This window comes from Pseudoxanthomonas sp. SGNA-20 (genome assembly GCF_003931635.1).
In the GTDB taxonomy this organism is placed as follows: Bacteria; Pseudomonadota; Gammaproteobacteria; order Xanthomonadales; family Xanthomonadaceae; genus Pseudoxanthomonas.
The window spans coordinates 1-25,484 of record NZ_RRYK01000013.1 but is presented as its reverse complement, the minus strand read 5'-3'; the positions used below and the strand labels follow the sequence as shown (position 1 = coordinate 25,484).

The 25,484-nt window shown below is 72.4% G+C and carries 22 protein-coding genes and 1 pseudogene; 14 read left to right on the top strand and 9 right to left on the bottom strand.

The annotated features are described in order from the left end of the window. The 3 genes and pseudogenes from EIM48_RS14870 to xylB form a co-directional block, all read right to left on the bottom strand. A pseudogene (locus EIM48_RS14870) lies at window positions 1-153 on the bottom strand (MFS transporter); the annotation flags it as partial. 100 nt (window positions 154-253) lie between these two features. Continuing rightward, complete coding sequence (gene xylA, locus EIM48_RS14865; RefSeq protein WP_028915782.1) at window positions 254-1,588, bottom strand: xylose isomerase; 1,335 nt, start codon at window positions 1,586-1,588, stop codon at window positions 254-256. Between the two features lie 41 nt (window positions 1,589-1,629). After that, entirely contained in the window at window positions 1,630-3,120 is a 1,491-nt protein-coding gene (xylB, locus tag EIM48_RS14860) for a xylulokinase (protein ID WP_125112011.1), read from the bottom strand. A 378-nt stretch (window positions 3,121-3,498) separates the two neighbouring features. Here xylB and EIM48_RS14855 point away from each other — a divergent pair, with 378 nt between their 5' ends. The 5 genes from EIM48_RS14855 (at window position 3,499) to plsB (ending at window position 9,477) form a co-directional block, all read left to right on the top strand. After that, the gene (locus tag EIM48_RS14855) at window positions 3,499-4,029 is read left to right on the top strand and encodes a DinB family protein (RefSeq protein ID WP_125112010.1); all 531 of its coding nucleotides are present in this window, start codon (window positions 3,499-3,501) and stop codon (window positions 4,027-4,029) included. A 51-nt stretch (window positions 4,030-4,080) separates the two neighbouring features. Continuing rightward, entirely contained in the window at window positions 4,081-4,956 is an 876-nt protein-coding gene (locus tag EIM48_RS14850) for a 5'-nucleotidase, lipoprotein e(P4) family (RefSeq protein WP_125112009.1), read from the top strand. Then, the gene (gene pyrF, locus EIM48_RS14845) at window positions 4,953-5,672 is read left to right on the top strand and encodes an orotidine-5'-phosphate decarboxylase (protein ID WP_125077410.1); all 720 of its coding nucleotides are present in this window, start codon (window positions 4,953-4,955) and stop codon (window positions 5,670-5,672) included. The genes EIM48_RS14850 and pyrF overlap by 4 nt, the downstream gene beginning before the upstream one ends. A gap of 219 nt (window positions 5,673-5,891) precedes the next feature. Continuing rightward, a complete protein-coding gene (locus EIM48_RS14840) occupies window positions 5,892-6,836 on the top strand; it encodes a hypothetical protein (RefSeq protein WP_019397527.1) in 945 nt (314 codons plus the stop codon). A 7-nt stretch (window positions 6,837-6,843) separates the two neighbouring features. Next, window positions 6,844-9,477 carry a glycerol-3-phosphate 1-O-acyltransferase PlsB gene (gene plsB / locus EIM48_RS14835; RefSeq protein WP_019397528.1) on the top strand — a complete coding sequence of 878 codons (2,634 nt, stop codon included), beginning with the start codon at window positions 6,844-6,846 and terminating at the stop codon, window positions 9,475-9,477. 91 nt (window positions 9,478-9,568) lie between these two features. Here plsB and EIM48_RS14830 read toward each other — a convergent pair whose 3' ends face one another. Then, window positions 9,569-10,522: a hypothetical protein gene (locus EIM48_RS14830; RefSeq protein WP_125112008.1), complete on the bottom strand. Its 954-nt coding sequence runs from the start codon at window positions 10,520-10,522 to the stop codon at window positions 9,569-9,571. Between the two features lie 20 nt (window positions 10,523-10,542). Further along, window positions 10,543-10,818 (bottom strand): hypothetical protein, encoded by a 276-nt coding sequence (locus EIM48_RS14825; protein ID WP_125112007.1) that lies wholly within the window; start codon window positions 10,816-10,818, stop codon window positions 10,543-10,545. Between the two features lie 129 nt (window positions 10,819-10,947). On the opposite strand from EIM48_RS14825, the gene EIM48_RS14820 reads away from it, so the two are divergent. Continuing rightward, a complete protein-coding gene (locus EIM48_RS14820) occupies window positions 10,948-12,639 on the top strand; it encodes a tetratricopeptide repeat protein (protein WP_125112006.1) in 1,692 nt (563 codons plus the stop codon). Window positions 12,640-12,655: 16 nt separating this feature from the next. Here the strand turns inward: EIM48_RS14820 and EIM48_RS14815 are convergent, their stop codons facing one another. After that, window positions 12,656-12,859, bottom strand: a complete 204-nt coding sequence (locus EIM48_RS14815) for a YdcH family protein (RefSeq protein ID WP_019397040.1) — start codon at window positions 12,857-12,859, stop codon at window positions 12,656-12,658. Window positions 12,860-12,911: 52 nt separating this feature from the next. Between EIM48_RS14815 and ttcA the strand changes: the two genes are divergently transcribed. The 4 genes from ttcA to EIM48_RS14795 all read left to right on the top strand — a co-directional run bounded on the left by ttcA (window position 12,912) and on the right by EIM48_RS14795 (window position 16,788). Next, a complete protein-coding gene (gene ttcA, locus EIM48_RS14810) occupies window positions 12,912-13,832 on the top strand; it encodes a tRNA 2-thiocytidine(32) synthetase TtcA (RefSeq protein ID WP_028915774.1) in 921 nt (306 codons plus the stop codon). A gap of 83 nt (window positions 13,833-13,915) precedes the next feature. Beyond that, on the top strand, window positions 13,916-14,821 hold the full coding sequence (locus tag EIM48_RS14805) for a recombination-associated protein RdgC (RefSeq protein ID WP_019397042.1): 906 nt from the start codon (window positions 13,916-13,918) through the stop codon (window positions 14,819-14,821). A 52-nt stretch (window positions 14,822-14,873) separates the two neighbouring features. Further along, on the top strand, window positions 14,874-15,659 hold the full coding sequence (locus EIM48_RS14800) for a SprT family zinc-dependent metalloprotease (protein WP_028915773.1): 786 nt from the start codon (window positions 14,874-14,876) through the stop codon (window positions 15,657-15,659). Window positions 15,660-15,735: 76 nt separating this feature from the next. Next, window positions 15,736-16,788, top strand: a complete 1,053-nt coding sequence (locus EIM48_RS14795) for an SMP-30/gluconolactonase/LRE family protein (protein ID WP_028915772.1) — start codon at window positions 15,736-15,738, stop codon at window positions 16,786-16,788. Window positions 16,789-16,861: 73 nt separating this feature from the next. Here the strand turns inward: EIM48_RS14795 and EIM48_RS14790 are convergent, their stop codons facing one another. After that, window positions 16,862-18,310, bottom strand: coding sequence for an outer membrane protein transport protein (locus EIM48_RS14790; protein WP_125077405.1), 1,449 nt, complete (start codon window positions 18,308-18,310; stop codon window positions 16,862-16,864). A 215-nt stretch (window positions 18,311-18,525) separates the two neighbouring features. Here EIM48_RS14790 and EIM48_RS14785 point away from each other — a divergent pair, with 215 nt between their 5' ends. Both EIM48_RS14785 and EIM48_RS14780 read left to right on the top strand, forming a co-directional pair. Next, window positions 18,526-19,230, top strand: coding sequence for a rhomboid family intramembrane serine protease (locus EIM48_RS14785; RefSeq protein WP_019397046.1), 705 nt, complete (start codon window positions 18,526-18,528; stop codon window positions 19,228-19,230). A 79-nt stretch (window positions 19,231-19,309) separates the two neighbouring features. Next, entirely contained in the window at window positions 19,310-19,633 is a 324-nt protein-coding gene (locus tag EIM48_RS14780; RefSeq protein ID WP_019397047.1) for a DUF1820 family protein, read from the top strand. 22 nt (window positions 19,634-19,655) lie between these two features. Here the strand turns inward: EIM48_RS14780 and EIM48_RS14775 are convergent, their stop codons facing one another. Both EIM48_RS14775 and EIM48_RS14770 read right to left on the bottom strand, forming a co-directional pair. After that, a complete protein-coding gene (locus EIM48_RS14775) occupies window positions 19,656-21,053 on the bottom strand; it encodes a S41 family peptidase (RefSeq protein WP_125112005.1) in 1,398 nt (465 codons plus the stop codon). Between the two features lie 74 nt (window positions 21,054-21,127). Beyond that, window positions 21,128-22,339, bottom strand: a complete 1,212-nt coding sequence (locus tag EIM48_RS14770) for a peptidoglycan DD-metalloendopeptidase family protein (RefSeq protein WP_125112004.1) — start codon at window positions 22,337-22,339, stop codon at window positions 21,128-21,130. 213 nt (window positions 22,340-22,552) lie between these two features. Here EIM48_RS14770 and EIM48_RS14765 point away from each other — a divergent pair, with 213 nt between their 5' ends. Continuing rightward, window positions 22,553-23,170, top strand: a complete 618-nt coding sequence (locus EIM48_RS14765) for a hypothetical protein (RefSeq protein WP_164544209.1) — start codon at window positions 22,553-22,555, stop codon at window positions 23,168-23,170. Between the two features lie 73 nt (window positions 23,171-23,243). Beyond that, window positions 23,244-24,959 carry a M28 family metallopeptidase gene (locus EIM48_RS14760; RefSeq protein ID WP_019397051.1) on the top strand — a complete coding sequence of 572 codons (1,716 nt, stop codon included), beginning with the start codon at window positions 23,244-23,246 and terminating at the stop codon, window positions 24,957-24,959. Window positions 24,960-25,484 lie beyond the last annotated feature (525 nt).

The following is a 25,484-nucleotide window of genomic DNA, read 5'->3' as shown; positions in this document are numbered from 1 at the left end:
GTCGACCGTGCCGTTGATCACGCCGCTGTCGTAGCCGAACAGGAAGCCACCGATGGTGGCCACCAGGCTGATCAGGATGATGAAACGCGTGTTTTCGCCGCCGGCGGCCTCGAACTCGCTCGCGCCGGACTGCGTGGTTTCCACTACCGCCATCGGGGGCCCCTCCCTCGAGAATCCGCGCGCCCGCCGGCAAGGCGGCTGGCGGGCGCGGCGCGGTCGCCGGGGCGCGCGGCGCGCCCCGGCACTGGCTGCGTCAGCGCCGCAGCAGGTACTGGTTCAGCAGGTTCTCGTAGCGCTCCTGCTTGCCGCTGGTCTGCTTCGGCTCGCCGATCTTGGCCGACAGCGCGGCCAGGTCGGCCAGGCCCAGCTTGCCTTCCTCGAAGGCCTTGCCGTCGCCGGCGTCGAAGCTGGCGTAGCGCTCCTTGCGCCACTGCTCCCACGGCGAGTCGTTGAGCAGCGCATGGGCCACTTCCAGGCCCTTGGCGAACGCGTCCATGCCGCCGATGTGGGCGATGAACAGGTCCTCCATGTCGGTGGACTCGCGGCGCGGCTTGGCGTCGAAGTTCAGGCCGCCGACCAGCCCGCCCTGGCGCAGCACCACCATCATGGCGCCGACGGTGTCGTACAGGTCGGTCGGGAACTGGTCGGTGTCCCAGCCGTTCTGCGCGTTGCCGCGGTTGGCGTCGATGCTGCCCAGCAGGCCGTGGTCGGAGGCCACCTGCAGGTCGTGCTCGAAGGTGTGGCCCGACAGCGTGGCGTGGTTGGCCTCGATGTTGAGCATGAAGTCGTTCTGCAGGCCGTGCTCCTTGAGGAAGCCGGCGACGGTGGCGCTGTCGAAGTCGTACTGGTGCTTCATCGGCTCCATCGGCTTGGGCTCGATGAAGAACTTGCCCTTGAAGCCGATGCTGCGGCCGTAGTCGCGCGCGGCGGCCAGGAAGCGGGCGAAGTGCTCCAGCTCGCGCTTCATGTTGGTGTTGTGCAGGGTGGCGTAGCCCTCGCGGCCGCCCCAGAACACGTAGTGCTCGCCGCCCAGCTCGACCACCGCGTCCAGCACGTTCTTCACCTGCACCGCGGCGCGCGCGACGACGGCGAAGTCCGGGTTGGTGGAGGCGCCGTTCATGTAGCGCGGGTGCGAGAACAGGTTGGCGGTGCCCCACAGCAGCTTCACGCCGGTGGCGTCCTGGCGCGCCTTGGCCAGGCCGACCAGGTGCTTGAGGTTCTTCTCGTAGGTGGCGATGTCGTCGGCGTCCGGCGCCAGGTCGACGTCGTGGAAGCACCAGTACGGCACGCCCAGCTTGGTGAAGAACTCGAACGCGGCGTCGACCTTGGCCTCGGCGGTGGCCATCGCGTCGCCCTTCTCCCACGGGAAGCGGCGGGTGCCCGGGCCGAACGGGTCGGCGCCGGCGTTGCAGAAGGTGTGCCAGTAGCAGACCGCGAAGCGCAGGTGGTCGCGCATGGTCTTGCCGCCGATCACCTTGTTGGCATCGTAGACCTTGAACGCCAGCGGGTTGTCCGATTCCGGACCTTCGTAGGGGATCGCGCCGATGCCGGGGAAGTACTCGGTGGCGCCGATGAAGGGCTTGCTCATCTTGTGGTTTCCGTTTGGGAGTTCGTACAGCGGGGATGCGCTCAGGCGTACAGCGGCCGGATCGCGTCGAGGTGGGAAAGGAAGCGGGCGTACTGCGCCGCGTAGGCGGCGGTGGCCTCGGCGTGCGGGTGCGCGGACAGGCGCGGCTCCAGGCGCACGTGCGCGGCCGCCAGCGCGGCCAGGTCCGAACCGCCGCCCTGGGCGCGGCCGGTGGCCCACAGGGCCTGCAGGGCCGCGCCGAACGCGGCGCCCTCGGCCTGCTCGGGCACGTCCACCGGCAGGCCGAACACGTCGGCGACCATCTGCCGCCACACCGCACTGTGGCTGCCGCCGCCGGTCAGGCGGATGGCCTCGAAGCGCATGCCGGCGTCGACGAAGGCGTCGTAGCCGTTCTTGAGGCTGTACACCGCGCCTTCCATCGCCGCGCGATAGAGGTTGGCCACGGTGAAGTTGGTGGCGGTCATGCCGAACAGGCTGCCGCGGCCGTTGGGCAGGTTCGGGGTGCGCTCGCCGTTGAGGAACGGCAGCATCAGCAGGCCATCGGCGCCGGGGCGGGTGCCGGACAGCAGGGCGTCGCCTTCCTTGGTCGAGAAGCTGCACAGCTTGCCCACCGCCTCGGTGGCCACGGTGCAGTTCATGGTGCAGATCAGCGGCAGCCAGCCGCCGGTGGAATCGCAGAACGCGGCCCAGCGGCCGGCCTCGTCGACCATGGCGCGGTCGGAGTAGGCGAACAGCGTGCCCGAGGTGCCCAGGCTCATGCTCAGCACGCCCGGGGTCACGTTGCCGGTGCCGATGGCGGCCATCATGTTGTCGCCGCCGCCGGCCGAGACGCGCACGTTGCGCGGCAGGCCCAGGGCGTCGGCGATGTGCGCGGCGATCGGGAAGGTGGCGTCGGCCTCGACCAGCGGCGGCAGCAGCGCGGCCAGGTCGCGGTCCGGGTCGGTGGCGCGCAGCATCTCCTCCGACCAGCGGCGGTTGCGCACGTCCAGCCAGCCGGTGCCGGAGGCGTCGCCGCACTCCATCCAGCGCTCGCCGGTGAGCCAGAAGTTGACGTAGTCGTGCGGAAGCATGATCCCGGCCAGCTGCGCGTAGGCCTGCGAGCGGTGCTTGCGGGTCCACGGCAGCTTGGAGGCGGTGTAGCCGACCAGGATCGGGTTGCCGGCCAGCTCGATGCTGCGCTGCGCGCCGCCGACCGCGTCCATGATCAGGTCACACTCGGCCGCGGTGCTGGTGTCGCACCACAGCTTGGCCGGGGCCAGCACGTTGCCGTCGCGGTCCAGCGGCACGAAGCCGTGCTGCTGGCCGGACACGCCGATGGCGACCACGCGCTCGCGCAGGGCCGGATCCAGCCGCGCGAAGCAGCTGCGGATCGCCTCGATCCACCACTCGGCGCGCTGCTCGCGGCTGCCGTCGTCGCCGGCGGCCAGCTCCAGGGCATGGCCGATGGTGGCCGAGACCTGGCGCGCTTCCGGGTCGTAGGCGACCAGCTTGACGCTCTGGGTGCCTACATCCAGGCCGACGTACAGGCTCATGCGCGCACCCCGTGCGCGGACGCGCGGCGTTGCGGCCGCGGGGTTGGACAGCTTGCAGGGGCTTTGCTCATGGAGCGCTCCGTTGCGCGGAAACTTCGCCAAGGTCCCGCCAGTCAAAGGTTGTTGCACCGCAACAAATGCTTCGGCCACGACCTGGCCCGGGCGGGTCCTACGCCCCGTCCGGGCGCCAAGTTAGCGGTATCATTTTGCGCTTTCTACCATGATCGGCCCACGCGCGCATGCTGCGGGTGCGCACGCACCGCGCCGCCGTTCACCCTCCACAGCGGCGGGAACCTGCCCCCCTGCCTGTTCAGGCTCGACCCCGGAGCCGGCGCGCCATGCGAAGCTTCGGATCCCCTGTCGCTGGCTGCTCCTGACGTGCGCGACCACTTCGCCCTGCTGGCCGATTACAACCAGTGGATGAACACGTCCCTGCACGCCGCCGCCGGCCAGCTCGGCGCGGATGCGCTGGTCGAGCCGCGCGGCGCGTTCTTCGGCTCGATCCTGGGCACGCTGAACCACCTGGTGGTGGCCGACACGATCTGGCTGCAACGCTTCGCCGCCAACGACCCTGGGCACTGGCAGCCACTGCGGGCGGTCGCCGCCCTGCCGCCGCCGCGCCGCCTCGACGAAGCCGCGTGCGCGGACCTGGACGCCTGGTGGGTTCGCCGCCAGCTGCTGGACCAGGCGATCTCCGCGTGGATCCGAACCCTGCAGCCCGGCGATCCGGAACGCATCCTGGAATACCGCAACATGGCCGGCCAGGCGCACCGGCGCCGGCTGTCGCACCTGCTGCTGCACTTCTTCAACCACCAGGCGCACCACCGCGGCCAGGCCACGACCCTGTTCCATCAGCTGGGCGTGGACGTGGGCCCGACCGACCTGCTGCTGCGCCTGCCGGCGGCCTGAGCGCGGCCGGCGAGCCGCTAGAATGCGCGTTTGCCGTTGCGAGACCGCCCCATGCGTCCTGTCCTGTCCTGCGCCGCCGTGCTCGTGCTGGCGCTCGCCGCCTGCCAACCGGTGCGGCCCGATGCCCCGCCCGCCGCCGCCCCGGCCACCGTGGCCGCCGACGACAACCTCAATGCCGTGCTGTGGGTGCAGCGCTCGGCCGAGTACCGCGCCATCGCCGAGCAGACCTACCGCGCCGCCGCCGCGACCCTGGACCAGGCCCTGGCCGACCCGGCCTGGGACGCGCTGGTGGATGGCGAGCGCGAGGGCAGCGGCCCCGGCCTGAAGCCGGCGGTGGTGCTGGACATCGACGAGACCGTGCTCGACAACTCGCCCTACCAGGCGCGCCTGGTGCGCGACGGCGGCGAGTACAGCGACCCCTCCTGGGACGCCTGGGTCGAGGAGCGCAAGGCGCGTGCCGTGCCGGGCGTGGTCGAGTTCGCCCGCGCCGCCAACGCCCGCGGCGTCACCCTGGTCTACATCTCCAACCGCGCCGTGCACCTGACCCAGGCCACCCTGGACAACCTGCGCGCCGAGGGCCTGCCGGTGGAGGGCGAGGACGTGTTCCTGGGCCTGGGCACGGTGGTCCCGGGCTGCGAGCAGCACGGCAGCGAGAAGGACTGCCGCCGCCGCCTGGCCAGCCGCAAGTACCGGGTGCTGATGCAGTTCGGCGACCAGCTGGGCGACTTCCTCAAGATCGAGGACAACAGCCCCGCCGGCCGCCAGGCCCTGCTGGAACGCCACCGCGACTGGTTCGGCAGCCGCTGGTGGATCCTGCCCAACCCGACCTACGGCGGCTGGGAGCCGGCGCTGTTCGACAACAACTGGAAGCAGCCGCGCGACGCGCGACGCGCCGCCAAGCGCGCCGCGCTGGAGACCGCGCCGTGAGCCGCGCCCCGCTGCCGCTGGCGCCGGAGGAGCGCCTGATCTTCGCCCTGGACGTGCCCGGCCGCGCCGAGGCCGAGGCCTGGATCGACCGCCTCGGCGACAACGTGCGCTTCTACAAGATCGGCATGGAACTGCTGGCCTCCGGCGAGTACTTCCAGGTGCTGGACCTGCTGGGCCAGCGCGGCAAGCGCGTGTTCGTGGACCTGAAGTTCTTCGACATCCCGGCCACGGTGGCCGGGGTGATCCGCGGCCTGGGCCGCTGGAAGGTGGACTACTGCACCATCCACGGCTGGCACCCGGCGATGATGCAGGCCGCCGCCGAGGCCAACCAGGGCGACATGCGCCTGCTGGCGGTGACCGTGCTGACCTCGATGGACGGGGCCGACCTGCGCGCCATGGGCATCGACGCCGGGCCGGAGCAGGTGGTGGTGCAGCGCGCGCTGGCGGCGCAGGCGGCCGGCATCGACGGGGTGATCGCCTCCGGGCGCGAGGCCGGCCCGATCCGCGCCGCCACCGGCGGCGGGTTCTCGATCGTCTGTCCCGGCATCCGCCCGGACGGCGGTGGCGGCGACGACCAGAAGCGCAGCGTGGGCGTGGCCGAGGCGTTTGCCGCCGGCGCGGACGCGATCGTGGTCGGGCGGCCGATCCGCAACGCCCCCGATCCGGCGGCCGCGGCCGCATTGATCCAGCGGCAGATCCGCGAAGCGCTCAGCTAAATCAATCGGTTAGCCAGGAAAACCTAACGTATTGCATTAGCTGGAGGAGCGGGCTAGAGTGCCCCGCAGCCGGCCGCTGGCCGGCGCCGTGCCACAACACGATGTCCTCCGGCGTTGCCGGATTTGGGGAGGCTCAGGCCTCCCCGTTTTGTATCCGGGCGTTGCCCTCGCGCCCCGGCAGCGGCCACACTCGACGCCCGGGGCCCCAGGACCAGACTCATGCAACGATCGCGCCTCGCCCGATCCACGCTGCGCGCGCGCCTGCGCCTGCTGCTGCCGGCCATGCTGCTGTTGCTGGCCGCCTGCCGCCCGGACCCGGGCGCGCCCGCGGAACTGCCCGGCGCCGCCAGCGAACCGGCCGGCGCCGTGCGCCAGCTGGCCGGCCACCTGCAGCGCAACGACCTGGTGGCGTTCGCGCGCGACGCCCTGCCGCCGCAAACCCATGCCGCCCTGGCCGCGGCCTGGCGCGAGGACCGCAGCCGCTGGCCGCTGACCGAGCTGCCGCTGGACGACCAACTGCCCTCGCTGCTGGCGACCCTGGCCGAGCCGGGCGCCGAAGCCGACCTGCGCCGGCGCTTCGACCGGCAGCTGGCCGGCCAGGACACCGCCCTGCGCGACGCCGCCCGCTCGCTGTCCCTGTTCGGCGTGCAGTACCTGCGCCAACAGGCGCATTACAGCGACGAGGAACGGGCCCATTACGTGCAGACGGTGGAGGCGCTGGGCGCCTGGGCCGGACAGGCGCCGCTGGGCGATCCGCGGCTCGGCCACGCGGCGATCGAGCGGCTGGCCGCGGCGGCGCGCCAGACCGGGCTGGCCAGCGAGGAGGACCTGCGCCAGGCCGGCATGGAGGACAGCCTGCGCCGGCTGGGGCCGTTCCTGGCCGCGGTGAAGGCGACCACCGCCGACTACGGCCTGGACCTGGACCACAGCCTCACCGACCTGCGCACCGGCCTGGTCGAGGAACGGGGCGACCACGCCACCGTGCGCCTGCACTACCCGCTGGCCGGGCGCGAGATCGACACCACCCTGCGCCTGACCCGGCTTGGCGGCCACTGGTACCTGGACGGCTACCTGGAGGAAGCCGCCCGGGTGCTGGCCGCGGCCACCCCGGCCGAGGCCTTGCCCGAGCCCCCGGAAGCGGCCGCGGACCCGGGTGGGCGATAATCGCCCAATGCCAGAACAGAATCCCCTGCCCTTCCCGGGGCCTGCCACCGACGACCCGGCCACGCCCGCGCCCGCCGATTCCGGCGGCGCCACGCCGTCCGGCGAGCCGCCGCGCCAGCCGATCGCCCCCCGCCCCGTGGCCGCGCGGCGGCCGCTGTGGGCGCGCCTGCTCGGTTGGGTGGTCGACCCGTGGCTGGACCTGAAGCTGGAGCCGGCACAGCAGCCGCAGGACGACCCGCGCCCGGTGTGCTACGTGCTGGAGGACTACGGCCTGTCCAACGCCCTGATCCTGGACAAGGCCTGCCGCCAGGCCGGCCTGCCCTCGCCGCTGGTGCCGCTGCCGGGCGACCCGCTGGGCCGCCGCCGCGCCTACGTGGCCCTGTCCCGGCGCAGCGTCACCCCGCTGATCCCGGACCAGCGCCCGGCCGCGCGCACCCATTCGGACTCGCTGGCGCGCCTGCTCCAGGCGCACCGCGACGACCCGGCACTGGACGTGCGCCTGGTGCCGGTGTCGATCTTCGTCGGCCGCGCCCCGGACCGGCACAGCGGCTGGTTCTCGGTGCTGTTCTCGGAGAACTGGGCGATCGTTGGCCGCTTCCGCCGCCTGCTGGCGCTGCTGCTCAATGGCCGCGACACCCTGGTGCGCTTCGCCGAGCCGGTGTCGCTGCGCGAGACCGTGGCCGAGGGCCTGCCGCCGGAGCGCACCGTGCGCAAGCTGCAGCGCGTGCTGCGCGCGCACTTCCGCCGCATCCGCGCCGCGGTGATCGGCCCGGACCTGTCCACCCGGCGCCTGCTGGTGGACAAGGTGCTGGCGGCCGAAACCGTGCGCGAGGCGATCGCCGACCAGGCCCGGCGCGACAGCACCACCGTGGCCGAGGCCTGGAAGAAGGCGCACGCCTACGCCTGGGAGATCGCGGCCGACTACTCGCACCCGGTGGTGCGCTCGGCCAGCGTCATCCTCACCCCGGTGTGGAACAAGATCTACCGCGGCGTGCTGGTGCACCACCTGGACCGCCTGAAGGAGGTCGCCCCGGGCCACGAGGTGGTGTACGTGCCCTGCCACCGCAGCCACATGGACTACCTGCTGCTGTCGTACCTGCTGTACGAGCGCGGCATCGTCCCGCCGCACATCGCCGCCGGCATCAACCTCAACCTGCCGGTGGTCGGCACCATCCTGCGCAAGGGCGGCGCGTTCTTCATGCGCCGCAGCTTCCGCGGCAACCCGCTGTACTCGGCGGTGTTCACCGAATACGTGGCGCAGCTGGTGTCCGGCGGCTACTCGCTGGAGTACTTCATCGAGGGCGGGCGCTCGCGCACCGGCCGCCTGCTGCAGCCCAAGGGCGGCATGATCGCCATGACCGTGCGCGCCTACCTGCGCCAGCCCACCCGCCCGGTGCTGTTCCAGCCGGTGTACATCGGCTACGAGAAGCTGATGGAGGGCAACAGCTACCTGGACGAGCTGTCGGGCAAGCCCAAGGAGAAGGAATCGATCTGGCAGCTGCTGATGGGCATCCCCAAGGTGCTGCGCAGCAACTACGGCCAGGTGGTGGTGAACTTCGGCGAGCCGATCCGGCTGGGCGAGGTGCTGTCCAGCCACGCCCCGGAATGGGACGGCCGCCCGCTGCCGGAGGACGAGAAGCCGGCGTGGCTGGCCGAGACCGTGGACGCCCTCGCCCAGCGCATCCAGGTGCGCATCAACGAGGCCGCCGACGTCAACCCGATCAACCTGCTGGCCCTGGCGCTGCTGTCCACGCCCAAGCACGCCATGGGCGAGCGCGACCTGCTGGCGCAGATCGCCCTGTCCAAGACCCTGCTGGCGGAGCTGCCGTACTCGGACCGCACCACGGTCACCCCGCACACGCCGGAGGAGATCATCGCCCACGGCGAGGAGATCGGCGTGCTGCGGCGCATCCCGCACCCGCTGGGCGACGTGCTGAGCGTGGACGACGACACCGCGGTGCTGCTGTCGTACTTCCGCAACAACGTCGCCCACCTGTTCACCGCCTCGTCCTGGATCGCCTGCTGCTTCCAGCACAACCGGCGCATGAGCCGGCGCACCCTGGTGCGGCTGGGCCGCACCCTGTACCCGTTCCTGCAGGCCGAGCTGTTCCTGCCCTGGGACGAGGACGGCTTCGCCGAGCGCGTGGACCGCATCGCCGACGTGTTCGTGCGCGAGGGCCTGCTGCAGCTGGTCAACGACGAGGACGGCGGCGTGCTGCAGCGCAGCCCGGGCCAGAGCGACGAGGTGTTCCGCCTGCGCGCGATCGGCCACACCCTGCAGCAGGCGTTCGAGCGCTACTACATCGCCATCTCGGTGCTGGTGAAGAACGGCCCCGGCACGCTCGGCGCGGCCGAGCTGGAGAGCCTGTGCCAGCTGGCGGCGCAGCGCCTGAGCCTGCTTTACGCGCCGGCGGCGCCGGAATTCTTCGACAAGAGCCTGTTCCGCGGCTTCATCCAGAAGCTGCGCGAGATGAAGCTGGTGTGGCCGGACCAGAACAGCAAGCTGGTGTTCGACGAGCGCCTGGACGTGTGGGCCAAGGACGCCAAGCTGATCCTGGGCCGCGAGCTGCGCCACACCATCGAGCGGGTGAGCCCGGAAGCGGCGCGGCCAGCCGAAGCGGAAGCGGCGCCGGCCGAGTAAGCCGGCGCCGGACCGCGGCAGAAAAAGCGGCGCCCGCGGTCCTTCGCGGGGCGCCACCCCCTCCTCCGGGATCCGGGGGACCGCGCGCCGCTCAGGGCGCGGCCGGGTCCAGCAGCGCCTCGCTGAAGTGCAGGCCGCTGTCGAGCTGGTAGTACACGTGCAGGGCCTCGCCCTTGCCCAGCGGGGTGAGGTGCTCGACCACGCCGCCGCGCCCCATGGAGCAGGTGCCGCGTCCGGCCGGGTCGCCGCCGACGCCGATGCGCAGCTCGCCGGCAGGGACCCGGAAGGTGGCCGTCTCGCCGCCGACCATGCGCGCGGCCAGGCGGTCGTTGATGTACACGGCCAGGTAGCAGATGCCGTCGCCCCAGGTCTTGCCGCGGGTCACCCGCAACATGCCCGAACCGCCGCGCAGCGGCTCCTGGTAGGCCAACACCCGCTCGGCTGGCACCGGCACCGATTCCACCGCCGGCACGCCGGCCGCGCGCCGCGCGGCGACCGCCTCGGCGCGCTTGCGCACCTCCTCCACGGCCTTGGCCTCCTGCACTGCCTGGTACTGCGCCGAGGCGATGTCCAGGTACACCCGCTGGTCCACCACTCCGCCGCTCCGGAGCGTCGCCTCCTCGAACGTCTGCGCACCGGTGACGCGGCGGGTGGTCTGGTAGCCGAACCGCTTGTTCGACTCCAGGTTCTCCGCGTCGACGATGTTCCAGGCCCCTTTGGGACCAGGCTTCGGGTCCACGGTGAGCGTGGCTGGCTGCTTGCCGGCCACCACCGTGTACGTGTACCAACGCTTCCCGTCCACGAGGTAGCCGGTCTCGACCATGACCTTGCCCGGCTCCTCCCAGGCGATGGTGATCCGGTGGGCGCCGTACTCGCTGCTGCCCTGGCGCTCGAAGGTGCGGCCGACCCATTGCGCGTAGGGTCCCCATACCGCGGGATCGGCACCGGACTCGTCCTGCGCAACCTCCTGCGCGGTCTCCTGCGTGGCTTCCTGCGCCGCAGCCGGCAGCGCCAGGCCTGCCCACAACAGGGCAGCGGTGATCACGGATACCGCTGTTGGCATGGTCATTCCCCCGGGCCCGGTGGTTCCGCCGCCTCGCCCGGCGCGGCGGCGAACAGCGCGGCCATCTGGCTGCGGAAGGCGCGGTCGCGCTGCTCGTTGCGCTTGAGCAGCTTGCGGCGCTCCGGTTCGGACAGGTTGGACACCGCCTGCGCGCGCAGGGTCGCCGGCTCGCGCGTGCGGTACAGCACCAGCCGGCAGGCGCCTGCACGGCGGTCGATCACCGGCGCCTCGATCGGCCACTGCTCGCCGTCGCCCTCGGCTTCGCTAACCGGCGGCAACGGCCGCGCACCGCCGGCGACGAAGCCGCCGTAGATGCGGTCCGGCAGGTTGTCCCAGGCGCGGATGTCGGCCTTGGCCTTGACCGCGCCGCCGACGCGACCCTGCGCTCGGACGTCTACGCCCTGGGCGTGCTGGTGTTCCAGCTGCTGGGCGGCGACCTGCGCGGCGCGCTCGGGCCCGGCTGGGAGGCGCGCATCGCCGATCCGCTGCTGCGCGAGGACATCGCCCTGGCCGCGGCGATCGACCCGCAGCAGCGCAGCCTGGACGCGCGCAGCCTGGCCGCCCGCCTGCGCGGGCTGGAGCCGCGCCGCGCGGCCCGCCGCCAGGCCCGGGAACAGGCGCTGCAGGCGCGGCTGCAGGCCTGGCGCCGGCGCCGCGAACTGCGCCGGCGCCGCCTTGGCGCCGGCCTGACCGCAGTCCTCGGTGTGGCCCTGCTGGCCACCGGGGCGATGTACCTGAAGACCGAACAGCGCCGGCAGCAGGCCGAGACCGCCACCGCCCAACGCGAGGCGATGCTCGCCTTCGTGACCGGCGACATCCTCGGCCAGGCCGATCCCTACGACAGCCGCAGCAGCGGGGCCGCCGGCGGCGGCATCCGCGCCGCGGTGGACCGCGCCGCCGCGCGGGTGGACGCACGCCTCCACGGCGACCCGCTGGCGGCGGCGGCGGTGCACGGCATGCTCGGCAACATCTATTTCGCCCAGGACGCCCACGACCGCGCCATCACCCACCTGGAGAAGGCGCGCACCTACGCCCTGGCCAGCGGCGCCGGCGACCCCGCCGGCCTGGTCCAGGTCGAGACCACCCTGTGCGACGTGCACCGCATCGGCGGCCACCTGGCCCAGGCCGAGGAAGCCTGCGCCAGTGCGCTGGAGCACGCGCGCCGCGCCGGCCCCGGCGCGCGCCACCTGGCCACGCTCAAGCTCGGCCAGCTGCGCAGCGAGCAGGGCCGGCACCAGGAAAGCCGGCAGCTGCTGCAGCCGCTGCTGGAGCAGGACACCCTCGGCACCGACCCGCGCCTGCGCGGCGAGCTGCACTGGGCGCTGGGCCTGTCAGCGCGCGCACTGGGCGACTATGTGGCCGCGCGCGAACACTTCGGGCAGCTGCTGCAGGTGGCCAAGGCCATGGGCGAGGACAGCTCCTGGCTGGGCTGGGCCTACAACTCGCTGGGCAGCGTGCTGGTGGAAACCGGCGAGTACGAGCGCGCCGACGCCCTGCTGCAGCGCGCGCACGAGGTGTTCGCCCGCACCCAGGGCGAGGAGCAGATCGAGACCCAGATGCCGGACGCCTGGCGCGCCGAGATCCGGCTGCTGCGCGGGCAGTGGGACGAGGCCAGCGCGATCCTGCAGCGGATCCGCCAGGCCTGGCAGGATCGGCTGCCGCCGGAGCACGCGCAGCAGCAGCGGATCGCCGCCAGCCTGGCCTGGGCCGACGCCATGGCCGGGCGCACCGAACAGGCACGCGCCGCGCTGGCCGCGGTGCCGCGCCGCAACGACCCGGCGCAGGCACGCGCGCGCAGCAGTGCCTGGCGCACGCTGCGCTGGAGCCGGGTGGCCCTGGCCCTGGACGAACTGGAGCGCGCCGGCGAACTGCTGGACCTGTTCGAGGAGGAACTGGCGCAGGAACTGCCCGACCCGCACCCGCTGCGCGGCGAGACGCGCTGCCTGCGCAGCGAATGGGCGCGGCGCCGCGGCGACGCGGCCCTGGCCGTGGAAGGCGCCGCCGCCTGCCGCGACAGCCTCGCCCGCTACTACGCGCCCGGCGACCCGCGCCTGCAGCACCTGGAGGCGACCCGCGCCGCGTTCGCGGCCGCGCCCTGAGCCCGCCGCCGCGCTCTCAGGCCGGCTCGTCCGGGATCAGCATGCTTTCCAGCCGGGCGATGCAGTCCTTCAGCTGCAGCTTGCGCTTCTTCAGCCGCTTGGCCTCCAGCTCGTCGCCGGCGTTGGCCGCCAGCTGCGCGATGCGTTCGTCCAGCGCGCGGTGCTGCTGGCGCAGTTCCGCCAGTTTCAGGGCCAGTTCGGACGGGCTGGTCGTGTCCACCGCCCAAGCATAGCGCGGGCAGGCGGGCGCCCGAAGGTAGAATGGCGGTCCTATGAACGCCGTCCTGCCCCTGCCCGAACCGGCCCCGCGCCGCACCGACCCGCGCGCGGCCCAGCGCGAACAGGCCAAGCTGGCCAAGCGCCTGCGCCGCCAGGTCGGCCAGGCGATCGCCGACTACGCCATGATCGAGGACGGCGACAAGGTGATGGTCTGCCTGTCCGGCGGCAAGGACAGTTACACCCTGCTGGACATCCTGCTGCAGCTGCAGAAGAAGGCGCCGGTGCGGTTCGAGCTGGTGGCGGTGAACCTGGACCAGAAGCAGCCGGGCTTCCCCGAGCACGTGCTGCCCGAATACCTGCGCTCGATCGGCGTGCCGTTCCACATCATCGAGCAGGACACCTACTCGGTGGTCACGCGCGTGGTGCCCGAGGGCAAGACCATGTGCTCGCTGTGCTCGCGCCTGCGCCGCGGCGCGCTGTACTCCTACGCGGCCGAGCACGGCTTCACCAAGATCGCGCTGGGCCACCACCGCGACGACATGGTGGCCACGTTCTTCATGAACCTGTTCCACCACGCCAAGATCTCGGGCATGCCACCCAAGCTGCTGTCCGACGACGGCCGCCACGTGGTGATCCGGCCGCTGGCCTACGTGCGCGAGGAGGACATCGTGCAGTACGCGGCCGCGCGCCAGTTCCCGATCATTCCCTGCAACCTGTGCGGCAGCCAGGAGAACCTGCAGCGCCGCCAGGTCGGGCTGATGCTCAAACAGTGGGAGAAGGAGCACCCGGGCCGGATCGAGCAGATCGCCCGCGCCATGGCCGACATCCGTCCCTCGCAGCTGGCCGACCCGAAGCTGTTCGACTTCGCCTCCCTGGGCCACCGCGAGGGCGCGGCCCGCGCCGACGCCCACGCCTGGCTGGCCGGCGAGCCGCACGGCGAGGCCGCAGCCGAGCCGCCGTCCGCGGCAACCTGACCTCGCGGTCGCAGTGCTTGCGACCGCCTCCTGATCTCCTGCACGGCGCGCGCCCGCGCCGCCGTCACGCACCGAGCAACCGCATGTTCTTCCGCAACCTGACCTTCTTCCGCTTCCCCACGTCCCACGATTTCTCCCAGCTCGACGAACTGCTGCCGGAAGCCGCGCTGCGCCCGGTCGGTCCGCTGGAACTGAACTCCACCGGCTTCATCCCGCCCTTCGGCCGCGGCGAGGAGGCGCTGTCGCACCGCGTGGGCAACGCGATCTGGCTGGCGGTGGGCAGCGAGAACAAGATCCTGCCCGGCTCGGTGGTCAACGACCTGCTGGCGCAGAAGGTGGCCGAGATCGAGGAGAAGGAGGGCCGCAAGCTCGGCGGCAAGGCGCGCAAGCGGCTCAAGGACGACCTCCTGCACGAGCTGCTGCCGCGCGCCTTCGTGAAGTCCTCGCGCACCGACGCCCTGCTGGACCTGGAGCACGGCTTCCTCGCCGTGGACAGCTCCTCGCGCAAGACCGCCGAGACGGTGGCCTCGGAGATCCGCCGCGCCCTGGGCAGCTTCCCGGCGATCCCGCCCAATGCGGAAGTGGCCCCGCGCAGCGTGCTCACCGGCTGGATCGCCGGCGAGCCGCTGCCGGAAGGGCTCAGCCTGGGCGAGGAATGCGAGCTGAAGGACGCGATGGACGGCGGCGCGGTGGTCAAGGCGCAGAACCAGGAGCTGATCAGCGACGAGATCGCCAAGCACCTGGAGGCCGGCAAGCAGGTGACCAAGCTGGCGCTCAACCTCGACGACCACCTGTCCTTCGTGCTCGGCGAGGACCTGATCGTGCGCAAGCTGAAGTTCCTGGAAGGCGCGGTCGACCAGCTGGAAAGCACCGAGCGCGACGACCTGCGCGCCGAGCTGGACGCGCGCTTCGCGCTGATGGCCGGCGAGGCGCGGCGCCTGTTCCTGGTACTGGAATCGGCGCTGAAGATCTCCAAGGCCGAGGCCTGAGCGGCTGCCCGGCGGCCGCGGGCAACCGCGGCCACCGGCGTAGAATCGGCCCATGCCTGCCCTGTCCCGCCATCTGGTCGCCCGCGTCCCGCAACGCGTGGAACGCGACACGGTCGAGCTGGCGCTGGAGGACGGCCGCAGCATCACCGTGCAGCGCGTGCGCGATCCGCGCGCGCGCCGGCTGAAGCTGAGCATCGACGAACGCGGCCCGCGCCTGACCCTGCCGCTGCGCGCCAGCCTGGTGTCCGGCGAGCGCTTCCTGCACGAGCACCGGCACTGGCTGCAGTCGCAGCTGGAGCGGCACCAGCCGGCGGAGGGCTGCGCGCCGCTGCAACCGTGGACCAGCACCACCCTGCCGCTGCGCGGGCAGGACGTGCCGCTGCTGTGGGGCGAGGGCCGCTACTTGCGCATCGAACGCCGCGAGGATGGCGTCCACGTGCAGCTGCCGCCGCGTGCGCCGTCGGCGGCGTCGCTGGCCCGCGCCCTGCGCGCGTTCTACGAGGCCGAGGCGCGCGCCGACATCGGCCGCTGGCTGCCGGCCTACCTGCCCGGGCTGCCGCGCGCGCCGCGCGCGATCCGGCTGAAGGTCCTGTCCTCGCTGTGGGGCTCGCTGGCCCCGGACGGCAGCATGGCTCTGGACCTGGCGCTGGTACTGGGGCGTCCCTCGGCGTTCGAGTACGTGCTGGTCCATGAGCTGTGCCACCTCATCCAGGCCAACCACTCGCCCGCGTTCTGGCGCGAGGTGGAACGGCGCTTCCCCGCCTGGCGCGCCGAACGCGAGTACTTCCACCGCGAGGGCCGCCGGCTGAAGGCGCGCCTGCGCGGCCTGCTCGGCTGAGCGCCTCCATACGCCGCCGATCCCGGGCCCGCCCGCGGCCGGCTAGGATGCAGCGGACGTCCACCCCGGAGCCGCCATGATCCAGCCGACCCGTACCATCCTTTCCGCCGCCGTGCTGGCGCTGCTGCTGGGCGCCTGCCAACGCGGCGAGGAGGCCACGCCCGCCGATCCGGCCCCGTCCACCGCCGCGGATGCGCAGGCCCCGGCCGTGGATGCCGATGCGGATGCGCCGGCCACCGCCGCCACGCACAACCCGTACTGCAGCGGCGAGCCCGGCACCGCGCCCTCCGGCGAACTGGTGGCGCAGCGCATTCCTGCCGCCAACGGCGATGGCGCCAACGGCCTGTACGAAGGCCCGGTCTGGAACGGCGAGGCGCTGTATTTCTCCGACTTCCGCTTCAGCGAGGGCTTCCCCTCGCGCATCCGCCGCCTGGGCGCCGATGGCAGCATGCAGACCGTCATCGAGGACAGCGGCAGCAATGGCCTGGCCCTGGGCAGCGACGGCGCGCTCGTGGCCGCCACCCACGACCGCAAGGAACTGTCGCGCTACGACCCGGCCGACGGCTCGCGCATGCGCATCGTCGGCGAGTTCGAGGGCCAGCCGTTCAACTCGCCCAACGACCTGGTGATCGGCAGCGACGGCACGATCTGGTTCACCGACCCGGACTTCCAGCGCGCGGCCGCGCCCGGCGGGCAGCCGAAGACCCGCGTGTACCGGGTGGGCAGCGACGGCCGGGTGTCGGTGGTGGACGACAGCATCGCCAACCCCAACGGCATCGCCCTGGCGCCGGACGGCCGCACCCTGTACGTGGCCGGCGGCGGGGAGCAGGGCGTGCTGCGCGCCTACCCGCTGGACGCGGCCGGGCAGCCGGGGCCGGGCCGCGACCTGGCCCGCACCCACGTGCCCGACGGCCTGGCGATCGACTGCCTGGGCAACATCTACCTGACCGAGCACGAGCGCCGGCGCGTGCGCGTGCTGTCGCCGGCGGGCGAGGACCTGGCCACGATCAAGGTCGACGCCAACGTCACCAATGCCGCCTTCGGCGGCCCGCAGCGCCGCACCCTGTACATCACCGGCGCCGGCGCGGTGTGGTCGCTCGAGCTGGACGTGGCCGGCCTGCCCTACTGAGCCGCCGCGGCATCGGCACAAAAGAAAAGCCCCCGCGGATGCGGGGGCTTCTTGTTGCGCCGTGGTGCCTGGATCAGAACTTGTAGTTGATCGAGGCGGCCAGGATGTCGCCGCCGACGTCGTACTTGCCCTTGAGGGTGCTGCCGGTCGGCGAGACCAGGCTGATCGACGGGTCGGTGGTGAACAGGTGGGTGTAGCCGAAGTTGTATTCCACCTTCTCCGACGGGGTCCAGCCGATGCCGAACGACAGCCACTTGCGGGTCACGTCCGGCACGCGCACGTCGCGGTGGGCGTCGGTGGTCGGGGTCTCGTCGTAGGCCACGCCGCCACGCAGGGTGACGGTCGGGGACAGGCGGTACTCGGCGCCCAGGGACACGAAGGTGGTGTCGTCGTAGCCGAACTCCAGCTGCGCGTCCTCCTGCGCCGAGGCGAAGTCCACGGTCACGCGGTCGAACGCCGGGGCCCAGGCGGTGCGGCTGATGTCGGCCATCACCGTCCACTGCTCGTTGGCCTTGTGGGTGATGCTGACGCTGGCCGAGGCCGGCAGGGTCACGGTGGCGCGGCCGGAGGTGTTGACGTACTGGTCGGTCGGCAGCAGGCCGTTGGCGACCGGGTTGGACGGACGCAGGAACTCGGCATCGCCGCCGGTGATCTTGTGCTTGACCTTGGAGCGGTAGCTGAAGGCGATGTTGGTGTTCTCGCTCGGGCTGAGCGTGGTGCCCAGCACGTAGCCGATGGCGTTGTTGTCGCCGGAGATGGTCATGCGGCCGTCGGCCAGGCCCGGGGCCACGCCCTGGCCACCCAGCTGCAGCGCGATGTCCTGCGCGGCGGCGGCGGCCTGGGCCGGGGTGGCGCCGTTGGCCAGGGCCAGCGCGGCGGCCTGCTGCTGGGCCTGGACGCTGATCGCGGTGCCGAAGTCGATCGCGCTGCTCAGCTCGATGGTCAGGTGCTCGACGAACACGCTGGCGCCGAAGGACACGTACGGGTTGACGTCGTACGAGAACGAGGCGCCCAGGTCGATCGCCTTCAGGTCGGTCTTGATGCCGTGGTAGCGGCCGACCCAGTCGGAGTCGTACTCGGTCTTGAAGCCGAACGGCACCTGCAGCGAGATGCCGAAGTGCATGTTCTCGTTCTCGCCGAACGGCACGTGGAAATAGGCCGCCGGGACCGGGGCGATCATGCCGGCGTCGCCGCCGTTGCCGCCGGACACGTTGCCGCCGGTGCCGATGCCGCCGGCGCCGGCGTGGCGGGCCTCTTCCTTCTGGAAGTCGGCCGAGAAGCTGATCGCGGCCAGGTCGGCCTGGAACTGGCGGCCGCCGATCAGGCGCATCGAGGCCGGGTTGGTGGCGACCACCGAAGCGTCGCCCCAGGCGCTGGTCGAGCCGGCGAAGGCGCGACCCAGGCCCTTGGCGCTGTTCTCCTTCAGCTGGAACGCAGCGGCGTGGGCGTGGCCGCAGGCCAGCGCGCCGGCGATGCCGAGGGCCAGCACGGAAAGGCGGGTGTAGCTGTGGGCGTAATGCATGTTGCGCTTTCTCCGGAAAGACGTTGGTCTGTTGTTGTCGCCAGCGCCGGTGGCGAAGCCCCTCCCGGGCCCGCCATCGTCGGATACCCCCTCCCGACATACGACGCCGTACTGGAATATAAGCACGCCTTTAACCCGAAAATAACGCTGCACTGCCGCAAAACATGCCGCACTGCAGCGGACACGCTGGCCGCTGATGGGCGATAGTTGCGCGCATGTTCGTTTCGCTCCCCTCCCGCCGCAAACCTCCGCCGCGCTGGGCGGCGCCGCTGTTGTTCGCTGCGCTGTGGCTGGCGTTCCTGTGGATGCTGGGGCGTCCGGACGAGGCGCGGCGCAGCCTGTGGCTGGCCTGGGGCGCGCTGGGGCGGGGCCTGGGCAGCGGCGATCCATCCTGGGGCGCATGGATCGCGGCGCTGCAGGACGGCAGCGTATTGCGCCTGTTCACCGCGCTGTTCCTGCACGCGGACTGGGCCCACCTGCTGGGCAACCTGGTGTTCCTGCTGATCTTCGGCCTGCCGGCCGAGCGCGCGATGGGGCCTTGGCGCTTCCTGGCGCTGTTCCTGGCTGGCGGCGCGATCGCCAACCTGGCCGCGGTGGTGGTGATCGACGATCCGCACCGCGCGGTGATCGGCGCCAGCGGCGCGGTCTCGGCGGTGATCGGCGCCTACCTGGCGCTGTTCCCCGGCGCGCGCCTGGGCGTGGTGCTGCCACTGGGCCTGTTCCTGGAATTCGTGCGCGCCCCGGCGTTCCTGCTGATCGGCATCTGGGCCGCGCTGCAGGTGGTGTTCGCCTACATCGGCCCGGCCTTCGGCGCGGTGGCCTGGGCCGCGCACGTGGCCGGCTTCCTGTTCGGGGTGCTGTTCGCCCTGGTGGTGCGCGCCGGCATCGCCCGGCGCATGCGCCGGCAGAAGGGCTATTGAGCGGCGGGCCTTGGAAACGCCGCGGCCGTCCCCATCCTGCAGCCCGTCCCGGACCACCCTCGACGATCGATCCAGTCCAATGGCCAAGCCGCTCTACAAGATCACCTTCCTCAACCACGGAAAGGTCTACGAGCTCTATGCCCGCCACGTGGGCAGCAGCGCCCTGTGGGGCTTCACCGAGGTGGGCGAGCTGGTGTTCGACGTGCACGAGGGCCTGGTCGTGGACCCGACCGAGGAGCGCCTGCGCGACGAGTTCGGCAACACCAAGGTCCTGCACCTGCCGATGCAGAGCATCGTCCGGGTCGAGGAAGTGGAGCGGAAGGGCCAGTCGGCGATCCGCGACGCGGCCACCGGCGAGAAGGTGGTGACCCCGTTCCCGCTGCCGGCCAAGCCCAACCGCTGAAGCCACGCGCGGCCGGCGGCGCTCAGTCGCGCCGCGGGCCCGGCACGGCCGCGGTGGCCGCCAGCCTCTTCAGTTCCGCCAGTGCCGCGGCAATCGGCGCGTCGCCGGGCAGCGGCGAGCCGGCGCGGTAGCCCTCGTCCTCTTCCTCGTCGCCGCGCAGGTGGCCCGGCAGCGCCGCCTCGCTGACGGTGCCGGCCACGGTCGCCGGCGCGTCGCTGCCGGTGAGCTTCGGGTCCGGCTGCAGTTCCACGTCCGGGACGATGCCGCTGGCCTGGATCGAGCGCCCGCTGGGGGTGTAGTAGCGTGCGGTGGTCAGCTTGACCGAATCGCCGTTGCCCAGCGGCAGCAGGGTCTGCACCGAGCCCTTGCCGAAGGTGCGGCTGCCGACCACGCGGGCGCGGCCGTTGTCGCGCAGCGCGCCGGCCAGGACCTCGGCGGCGCTGGCCGAACCGGCGTCCACCAGCACCACCACCGGCGCGCCGCCGAGGCGGTCGCCGGCGGTGGCGTCGAAGCGGGTGTCGCTGGCCGGCACCCGGCCGCGGGTGCTGACGATGGCGCCGCTGTCGAGCAGCTCGTCGGCCACCTGCACCGCCGCGGTCAGCAGGCCGCCGGGATTGCTGCGCAGGTCCAGCACCAGGCCGCGCAGCCTGCCGCCGGCCTTGGCCTGCAGTTCGTCCAGGTGCTTGCGGAAATCGGCGCCGGTATCGGCCTGGAAGGTGCTCAGGCGCACGTAGCCGTAGCCGGGCTCCAGCATGCGGCTGCGCACGCTGGTGACGCGGATGGTCTCGCGCTGGATCTCGATGTCGAACGGCCGCTCGCGGCCCTCGCGCAGGATGGTGATGGTGACCTTGCTGCCGGCTGGGCCGCGCAGCGGTTCGCTGCCCTCGACCTGGGCGATCGGCTTGCCGTCGATGGCCACGATCACGTCGCCGGCCAGCACGCCCGCGCGCGCGGCGGGGGTGCCGTCGATCGGCGCCACCACCTTCAGCGTGCGGTCCTGCTGCTGCTGCAGCTCCACGCCGATGCCCTCGTAGGCGCCGGTGGTCTGCTCGTCGAAGGAATCGGACTCGGCCTTGTCCAGGTAGGCGCTGTGCGGGTCCAGGTCCATCAGCAGGCCCTCGATCGCCGACTGCATCAGGAAGCGGTCGTCGACCGGGTCGACGTAGGCCTCCTTGATCGCGCGGTACACCGCGACATAGCGCTGGATCTCCGCCAGCGGGATCCTCGAGCCGCTGGGGTCGGCCGCGTCCGGATCGTCGGCCGCCGGCACCGGGGCGTCGGCGGCCTGCGCCGGATCCGCGGGCGCGGGCGCGTCCTGCGGTTGCGTCGGCGGCGCCGGCTCGGCCGCCTCCTGGGCCGGGACGGCGGGCGAGGCGGCAAGCAGCAGCAACAGGGACAGGACGGCGGGGGCTGGACGCATCGACGACTCCACGCGCGCGGACGGTGCGCGCAGCCCGATTATGCTGCAGCGCGCTGTAAATGCCGCTTGAACCCTCAGCGGCGCTGCAGCCAGGCCGACGGGTCCACCGGCTTGCCGTCGCGGCGCAGTTCGAAGTACAGCGCCGGCCGGCCATGGCCGCCGGAACTGCCGACCCGCGCCACCTGCTCGCCCTTGCGCACGCGCGCGCCCACGTCGCGCAGCAGGGTGTCGTTGTGCGCGTACAGGCTCATGTAGCCATTGCCGTGGTCGATGATCAGGATCAGGCCGTAGCCGGTCATCCACTCGGAGAACACCACGGTGCCGTCGGCCACCGCGGTCACCGGCGCGCCGGCGGCGGCGCCGATCAGCACGCCGTTGCTGGTGCGTCCGTCCGGCAGCTTGCCGCCGAAGCGCGCCAGCAGGTCGCCGCTGGCCGGCCAGCCCAGGCCGCCCACCTTGGGCGGCGGCGCGGCGGCCGCGACCGGGCCGCGCGGCTTGGCCGCCTCGCCGCGCTGCGCCGACTGCCGTGCCTGCTCGCGCGCACGCTGCTCGGCGGCGCGCTTTTCCGCCGCCGCCCGCGCCGCGGCCGCGCGCAGGTTCTTCAGCAGCTGCTCCAGCGCCTTGGCATCCTGGCCCAGGGCTTTCTCGCGCGCCTGGCGGTCCTGGTAGCGGCTGTCCAGCTCGGCCAGCAGCGCAGCGCGCTGGCCGCGGTCGCGGCGCAGCGCGGCCAGGGTTTCCTGCTGGCTGGCGCGCAGCGCCTCCAGCTCGGCACGGCGCTGGGCGATGCCTTCCTCCACCGTGGCCAGTTCCGCCAGCGAGGCCGACAGCGCCTGCACCTGGCGCGCGTGCTCGCGCTGGGCATAGCGGTGGTAGGCCAGCGCCCGCTGCGCATCGGCGGCGCGATCCTGCGACAGCAGCAGCTTCAGCGGCGCCTGCCCGCCCAGCGCATAGGACGCGCGCAGCAGTTCGGCCAGGCGCCGGCGGCCCTGCTCCTGCCCGGCCCGCAGCTGGTCGCGGCGCCGCTCCAGGTCGGCCAGGGCCTCGGTTTCGCGCTGCAGCGCGGCCTCGGTCTCGGCCAGTTCGCGCGCGGTGCGGCCCAGCTGTTCCTCGGCCCGGCGCAGGCGGGTGGCGGCGTCTCCACGCTGGTCTTCCAGCCGGCGCCGCTCGCGCGCGATTTCCTGCAGTTCGGCGCGCACCTTGCGCAGTTCGCGCTCGGCCGTGCCCGGGTCGCGCCGCTCCTGCGCCTGCAGCAGGCCGGCGCAGGCCAGCGCCAGCGCCGCGGCCATGGGCAGGCAGCGCCATGCGCCGCGGCTGCGTTGGGGTCCTGGCCCGGGGGCTTGGCGACGCTCGCGCGGATGGGGCACGCCTGGAAGATCCAGTGACTTCAGACAGGTGCGGATTGTAGCCAAGCGTGGTCCCATGGCGCGTACAGACGTGAAAGGAGGCCCGCCATGGCCCAGTCCCGCTTCCCCGCCATCGCCCTCTGCCTGCTGCTGGCCATGCCCGCGGCCTGGGCGGCCGAGGACATCAGCAAGGTCAACGGCAGCATCGAGGTCGCCGCCGGCACCGTCTACGGTGAGCTGGACACCGTCAACGGCAGCATCAGCATCGGCGACGGCGCCCAGACCGGCGACGCCAGCACCGTCAACGGCAGCATCAAGGTCGGCGCCAACGCCCGCGTCGGCAGCCTGGACACGGTCAACGGCGCGATCCGCGTCGGCCGCAACGTGCAGGCCTCCGGCGGCATCGAGACCGTCAACGGCAGCGTGTTCGTCGACCGCGGCAGCACCGTGGCCGGCGACATCGAGACCGTCAACGGCGCCATCGGGCTGGTCGAGACCCAGCTGCGCGGCGACATCGAGACGGTCAACGGCGACGTCACCGTCGGCATCGGCTCGGTGGTGTCCGGCAGCCTCAGCATCAAGCGCAGCAGCGGCTGGTTCCAGTCCGCGCCCAAGCGCAAGCCGCGGGTGGTGATCGGCCCGCGCGCGGTGGTCCAGGGCCCGCTGAAGTTCGAGCGCGAGGTGCGCCTGTACGTGCACCGCAGTGCCCGCACCGGTCCGGTCACCGGCGCCGACCCGGTGGTGTTCGACACCGACACCGCGCCGGAGGACTGAGCGCGCGCGGCGTGCCGGCAACCCCGGCACGCTTGCCCTAGAATCGGGCTTCCGCTGTCCGCGAGGAGTTCCGATGTTCCGCAAGCCCCTGATCGGCGTCGCCGTTGGCGCGCTCCTGCTGGCCGGTTGCGGCAGGCAGGACGACGACGCGGCCGCCAAGCCCGACGCCGTCGCTCCCGTTCCCGCGCCCGCCTCGGACCACGCGTTCGAGCCGGCGATTACCGGCGCCGACTTCGCCGAGCTGGTCCGCACCCTGGCCTCCGACGAGTTCGAGGGCCGCGGCCCGGGCTCGGCCGGCGAGGAGCGCACGGTCGAGTACATCCGCGCGCAGATGCAGCGCATCGGGCTGCAGCCGGGCAACGGCGACAGCTTCTTCCAGGAAGTGCCGATGGTGGAAACCACGGCCGATCCGTCCACCCGCCTGGCGATCACGACCTCCGGGGGCGCGATGGACCTGGCCTTCGGCACCGACATGGTGGTCGGCACCCGCACCGGGGAGCCGCAGGTCTCGGTGCGCGACAGCGAGATGGTGTTCGTCGGCTACGGCGTGGACGCGCCGGAGCGCGACTGGAACGACTACGCCGGCCAGGACTGGACCGGCAAGACCGTGGTGATGTTCGTCAACGACCCGGGCTTCCACGTCAACGACGAGAAGCTGTTCGACGGCCGCAAGATGACCTACTACGGCCGCTGGACCTACAAGTTCGAGGAAGCCGCGCGCAAGGGCGCGGCCGCCGCCCTGATCGTGCACGACACCGCCGGCGCCAGCTACGGCTGGGACGTGGTGAAGAATTCCTGGTCCGGCCCGCAGTACGACCTGCCCTCCAGCGACGATCCGGATCCGCGCCTGCCGGTGCAGGGCTGGATCACCGCCGACGTCGCCCGCCAGTTGTTCGCCAGCGCCGGCCTGGACCTGGACGAAGCATACCGCGCCGCCAGCCGACCCGGCTTCAAGCCGGTGCCGCTGAAGGCGCGCCTGTCGGTGGATCTCAACAGCAGCACCACCCGCAAGACCTCGCGCAACGTGGTCGGCGTGCTGCCGGGTGCCAGCCGCGCCGACGAGGCGGTGCTGTACATGGCCCACTGGGACCACCTCGGCAAGCACGAGGGCGAGGGCGACACCATCTACAACGGCGCGGTGGACAACGCCACCGGCGTGGCCGGCATCCTCGAGATCGCCGAGGCCTTCGCCCAGCAGGAGCCGCGCCCGGAGCGCTCGGTGGTGTTCCTGGCGGTGACCCTGGAGGAATCCGGCCTGCTGGGCTCCAAGTACTACGTCGCCCATCCGACCTTCCCGCTGGAGAAGATCGCCGGCGTGATCAACCTGGACGCGATGTCCGTGGCCGGGCGCTCGCGCGACTTCGTGGTCACCGGCATCGGCAGCTCGGAGCTGGAGGACATCCTCAAGCCGATCGCGGCGATGCAGGGCCGCCGCCTGGAAGGCGAGGCCGCGGTCCAGGGCGGCTTCTATTTCCGCTCCGACCACTTCAACTTCGCCAAGGCCGGCGTCCCGGCGCTGTACGCCAAGGGTGGCGGCGACCTGCGCGAGGGTGGCAAGGCCGCGGGCAAGAAGGCGGCCGAGGCCTATGCGCGCAACTACCACCAGCCCTCGGACGAGTTCGATCCGTCCTGGAACCTGGACGGCGTGGTCGAGGACCTGGAGGCGCTGTACGGCGTGGGCCGCGAACTGGCCGCCGGGGACCGCTGGCCCAACTGGTACGAGGGCAACCCGTTCAAGGCCACCCGCGACCGCATGATGCAGGCCCGCCCGCCGATGGCCTCGCGCTGATCCGCTCGCGCGTACAGGACAAAGGCCGGTCGCGCAGGCGGCCGGCCTTTTTTTCGGGATTCGGGATTGGGGCCGGGGCGCATGGGCACCGCCCCCAATCACCGCCGCAGTGCATAGCCCGGACAAGGCGGCAGGCGGCATCCGGGACAGGGGCCGCCCATGCACGCCCCCCGCTACGCTTCGCTTATCCGGGCCAGGCATCCGCCCGGGAAGCCGGGGCGCAGGCGCGCCCTCCACGAATCACAGCTCCCGAATCGCAACCCGGGCCACGGTCGAGGCCTTCCCGGCCAGCGACGACATCGCCAGGGTCGGGATCGCCGGCCCGGGTCTCATCCGGTGCAGTGCGGCACCGTCCGGTGCCTGTCCTGCAAGCCGATCGATGACCTGCGCGCCGCTGCCGTGGGCCGCGCGCCTTGCCTCAAACGCAGATGGCGAAGGCGGATGACCGGGCCGCCACGGCCGCCAGGCCCACGCATCCGTCCCTGCTCGCCCTGCGACCTCCGCGGCCCCGCAGGCGCTTTACGA

Bases quoted from the DNA above. Each gene is read 5' to 3' on its own strand.
- xylA (WP_028915782.1), bottom strand. From the start codon at position 1,588: ATGAGCAAGCCCTTCATCGGCGCCACCGAGTACTTCCCCGGCATCGGC.
- xylB (WP_125112011.1), bottom strand. From the start codon at position 3,120: ATGAGCCTGTACGTCGGCCTGGATGTAGGCACCCAGAGCGTCAAGCTG.
- EIM48_RS14850 (WP_125112009.1), top strand. From the start codon at position 4,081: ATGCGTCCTGTCCTGTCCTGCGCCGCCGTGCTCGTGCTGGCGCTCGCC.
- EIM48_RS14840 (WP_019397527.1), top strand. From the start codon at position 5,892: ATGCAACGATCGCGCCTCGCCCGATCCACGCTGCGCGCGCGCCTGCGC.
- plsB (WP_019397528.1), top strand. From the start codon at position 6,844: ATGCCAGAACAGAATCCCCTGCCCTTCCCGGGGCCTGCCACCGACGAC.
- ttcA (WP_028915774.1), top strand. From the start codon at position 12,912: ATGAACGCCGTCCTGCCCCTGCCCGAACCGGCCCCGCGCCGCACCGAC.
- EIM48_RS14805 (WP_019397042.1), top strand. From the start codon at position 13,916: ATGTTCTTCCGCAACCTGACCTTCTTCCGCTTCCCCACGTCCCACGAT.
- EIM48_RS14800 (WP_028915773.1), top strand. From the start codon at position 14,874: ATGCCTGCCCTGTCCCGCCATCTGGTCGCCCGCGTCCCGCAACGCGTG.
- EIM48_RS14795 (WP_028915772.1), top strand. From the start codon at position 15,736: ATGATCCAGCCGACCCGTACCATCCTTTCCGCCGCCGTGCTGGCGCTG.
- EIM48_RS14790 (WP_125077405.1), bottom strand. From the start codon at position 18,310: ATGCATTACGCCCACAGCTACACCCGCCTTTCCGTGCTGGCCCTCGGC.
- EIM48_RS14785 (WP_019397046.1), top strand. From the start codon at position 18,526: ATGTTCGTTTCGCTCCCCTCCCGCCGCAAACCTCCGCCGCGCTGGGCG.
- EIM48_RS14780 (WP_019397047.1), top strand. From the start codon at position 19,310: ATGGCCAAGCCGCTCTACAAGATCACCTTCCTCAACCACGGAAAGGTC.
- EIM48_RS14775 (WP_125112005.1), bottom strand. From the start codon at position 21,053: ATGCGTCCAGCCCCCGCCGTCCTGTCCCTGTTGCTGCTGCTTGCCGCC.
- EIM48_RS14770 (WP_125112004.1), bottom strand. From the start codon at position 22,339: ATGGCCGCGGCGCTGGCGCTGGCCTGCGCCGGCCTGCTGCAGGCGCAG.
- EIM48_RS14765 (WP_164544209.1), top strand. From the start codon at position 22,553: ATGCCCGCGGCCTGGGCGGCCGAGGACATCAGCAAGGTCAACGGCAGC.
- EIM48_RS14760 (WP_019397051.1), top strand. From the start codon at position 23,244: ATGTTCCGCAAGCCCCTGATCGGCGTCGCCGTTGGCGCGCTCCTGCTG.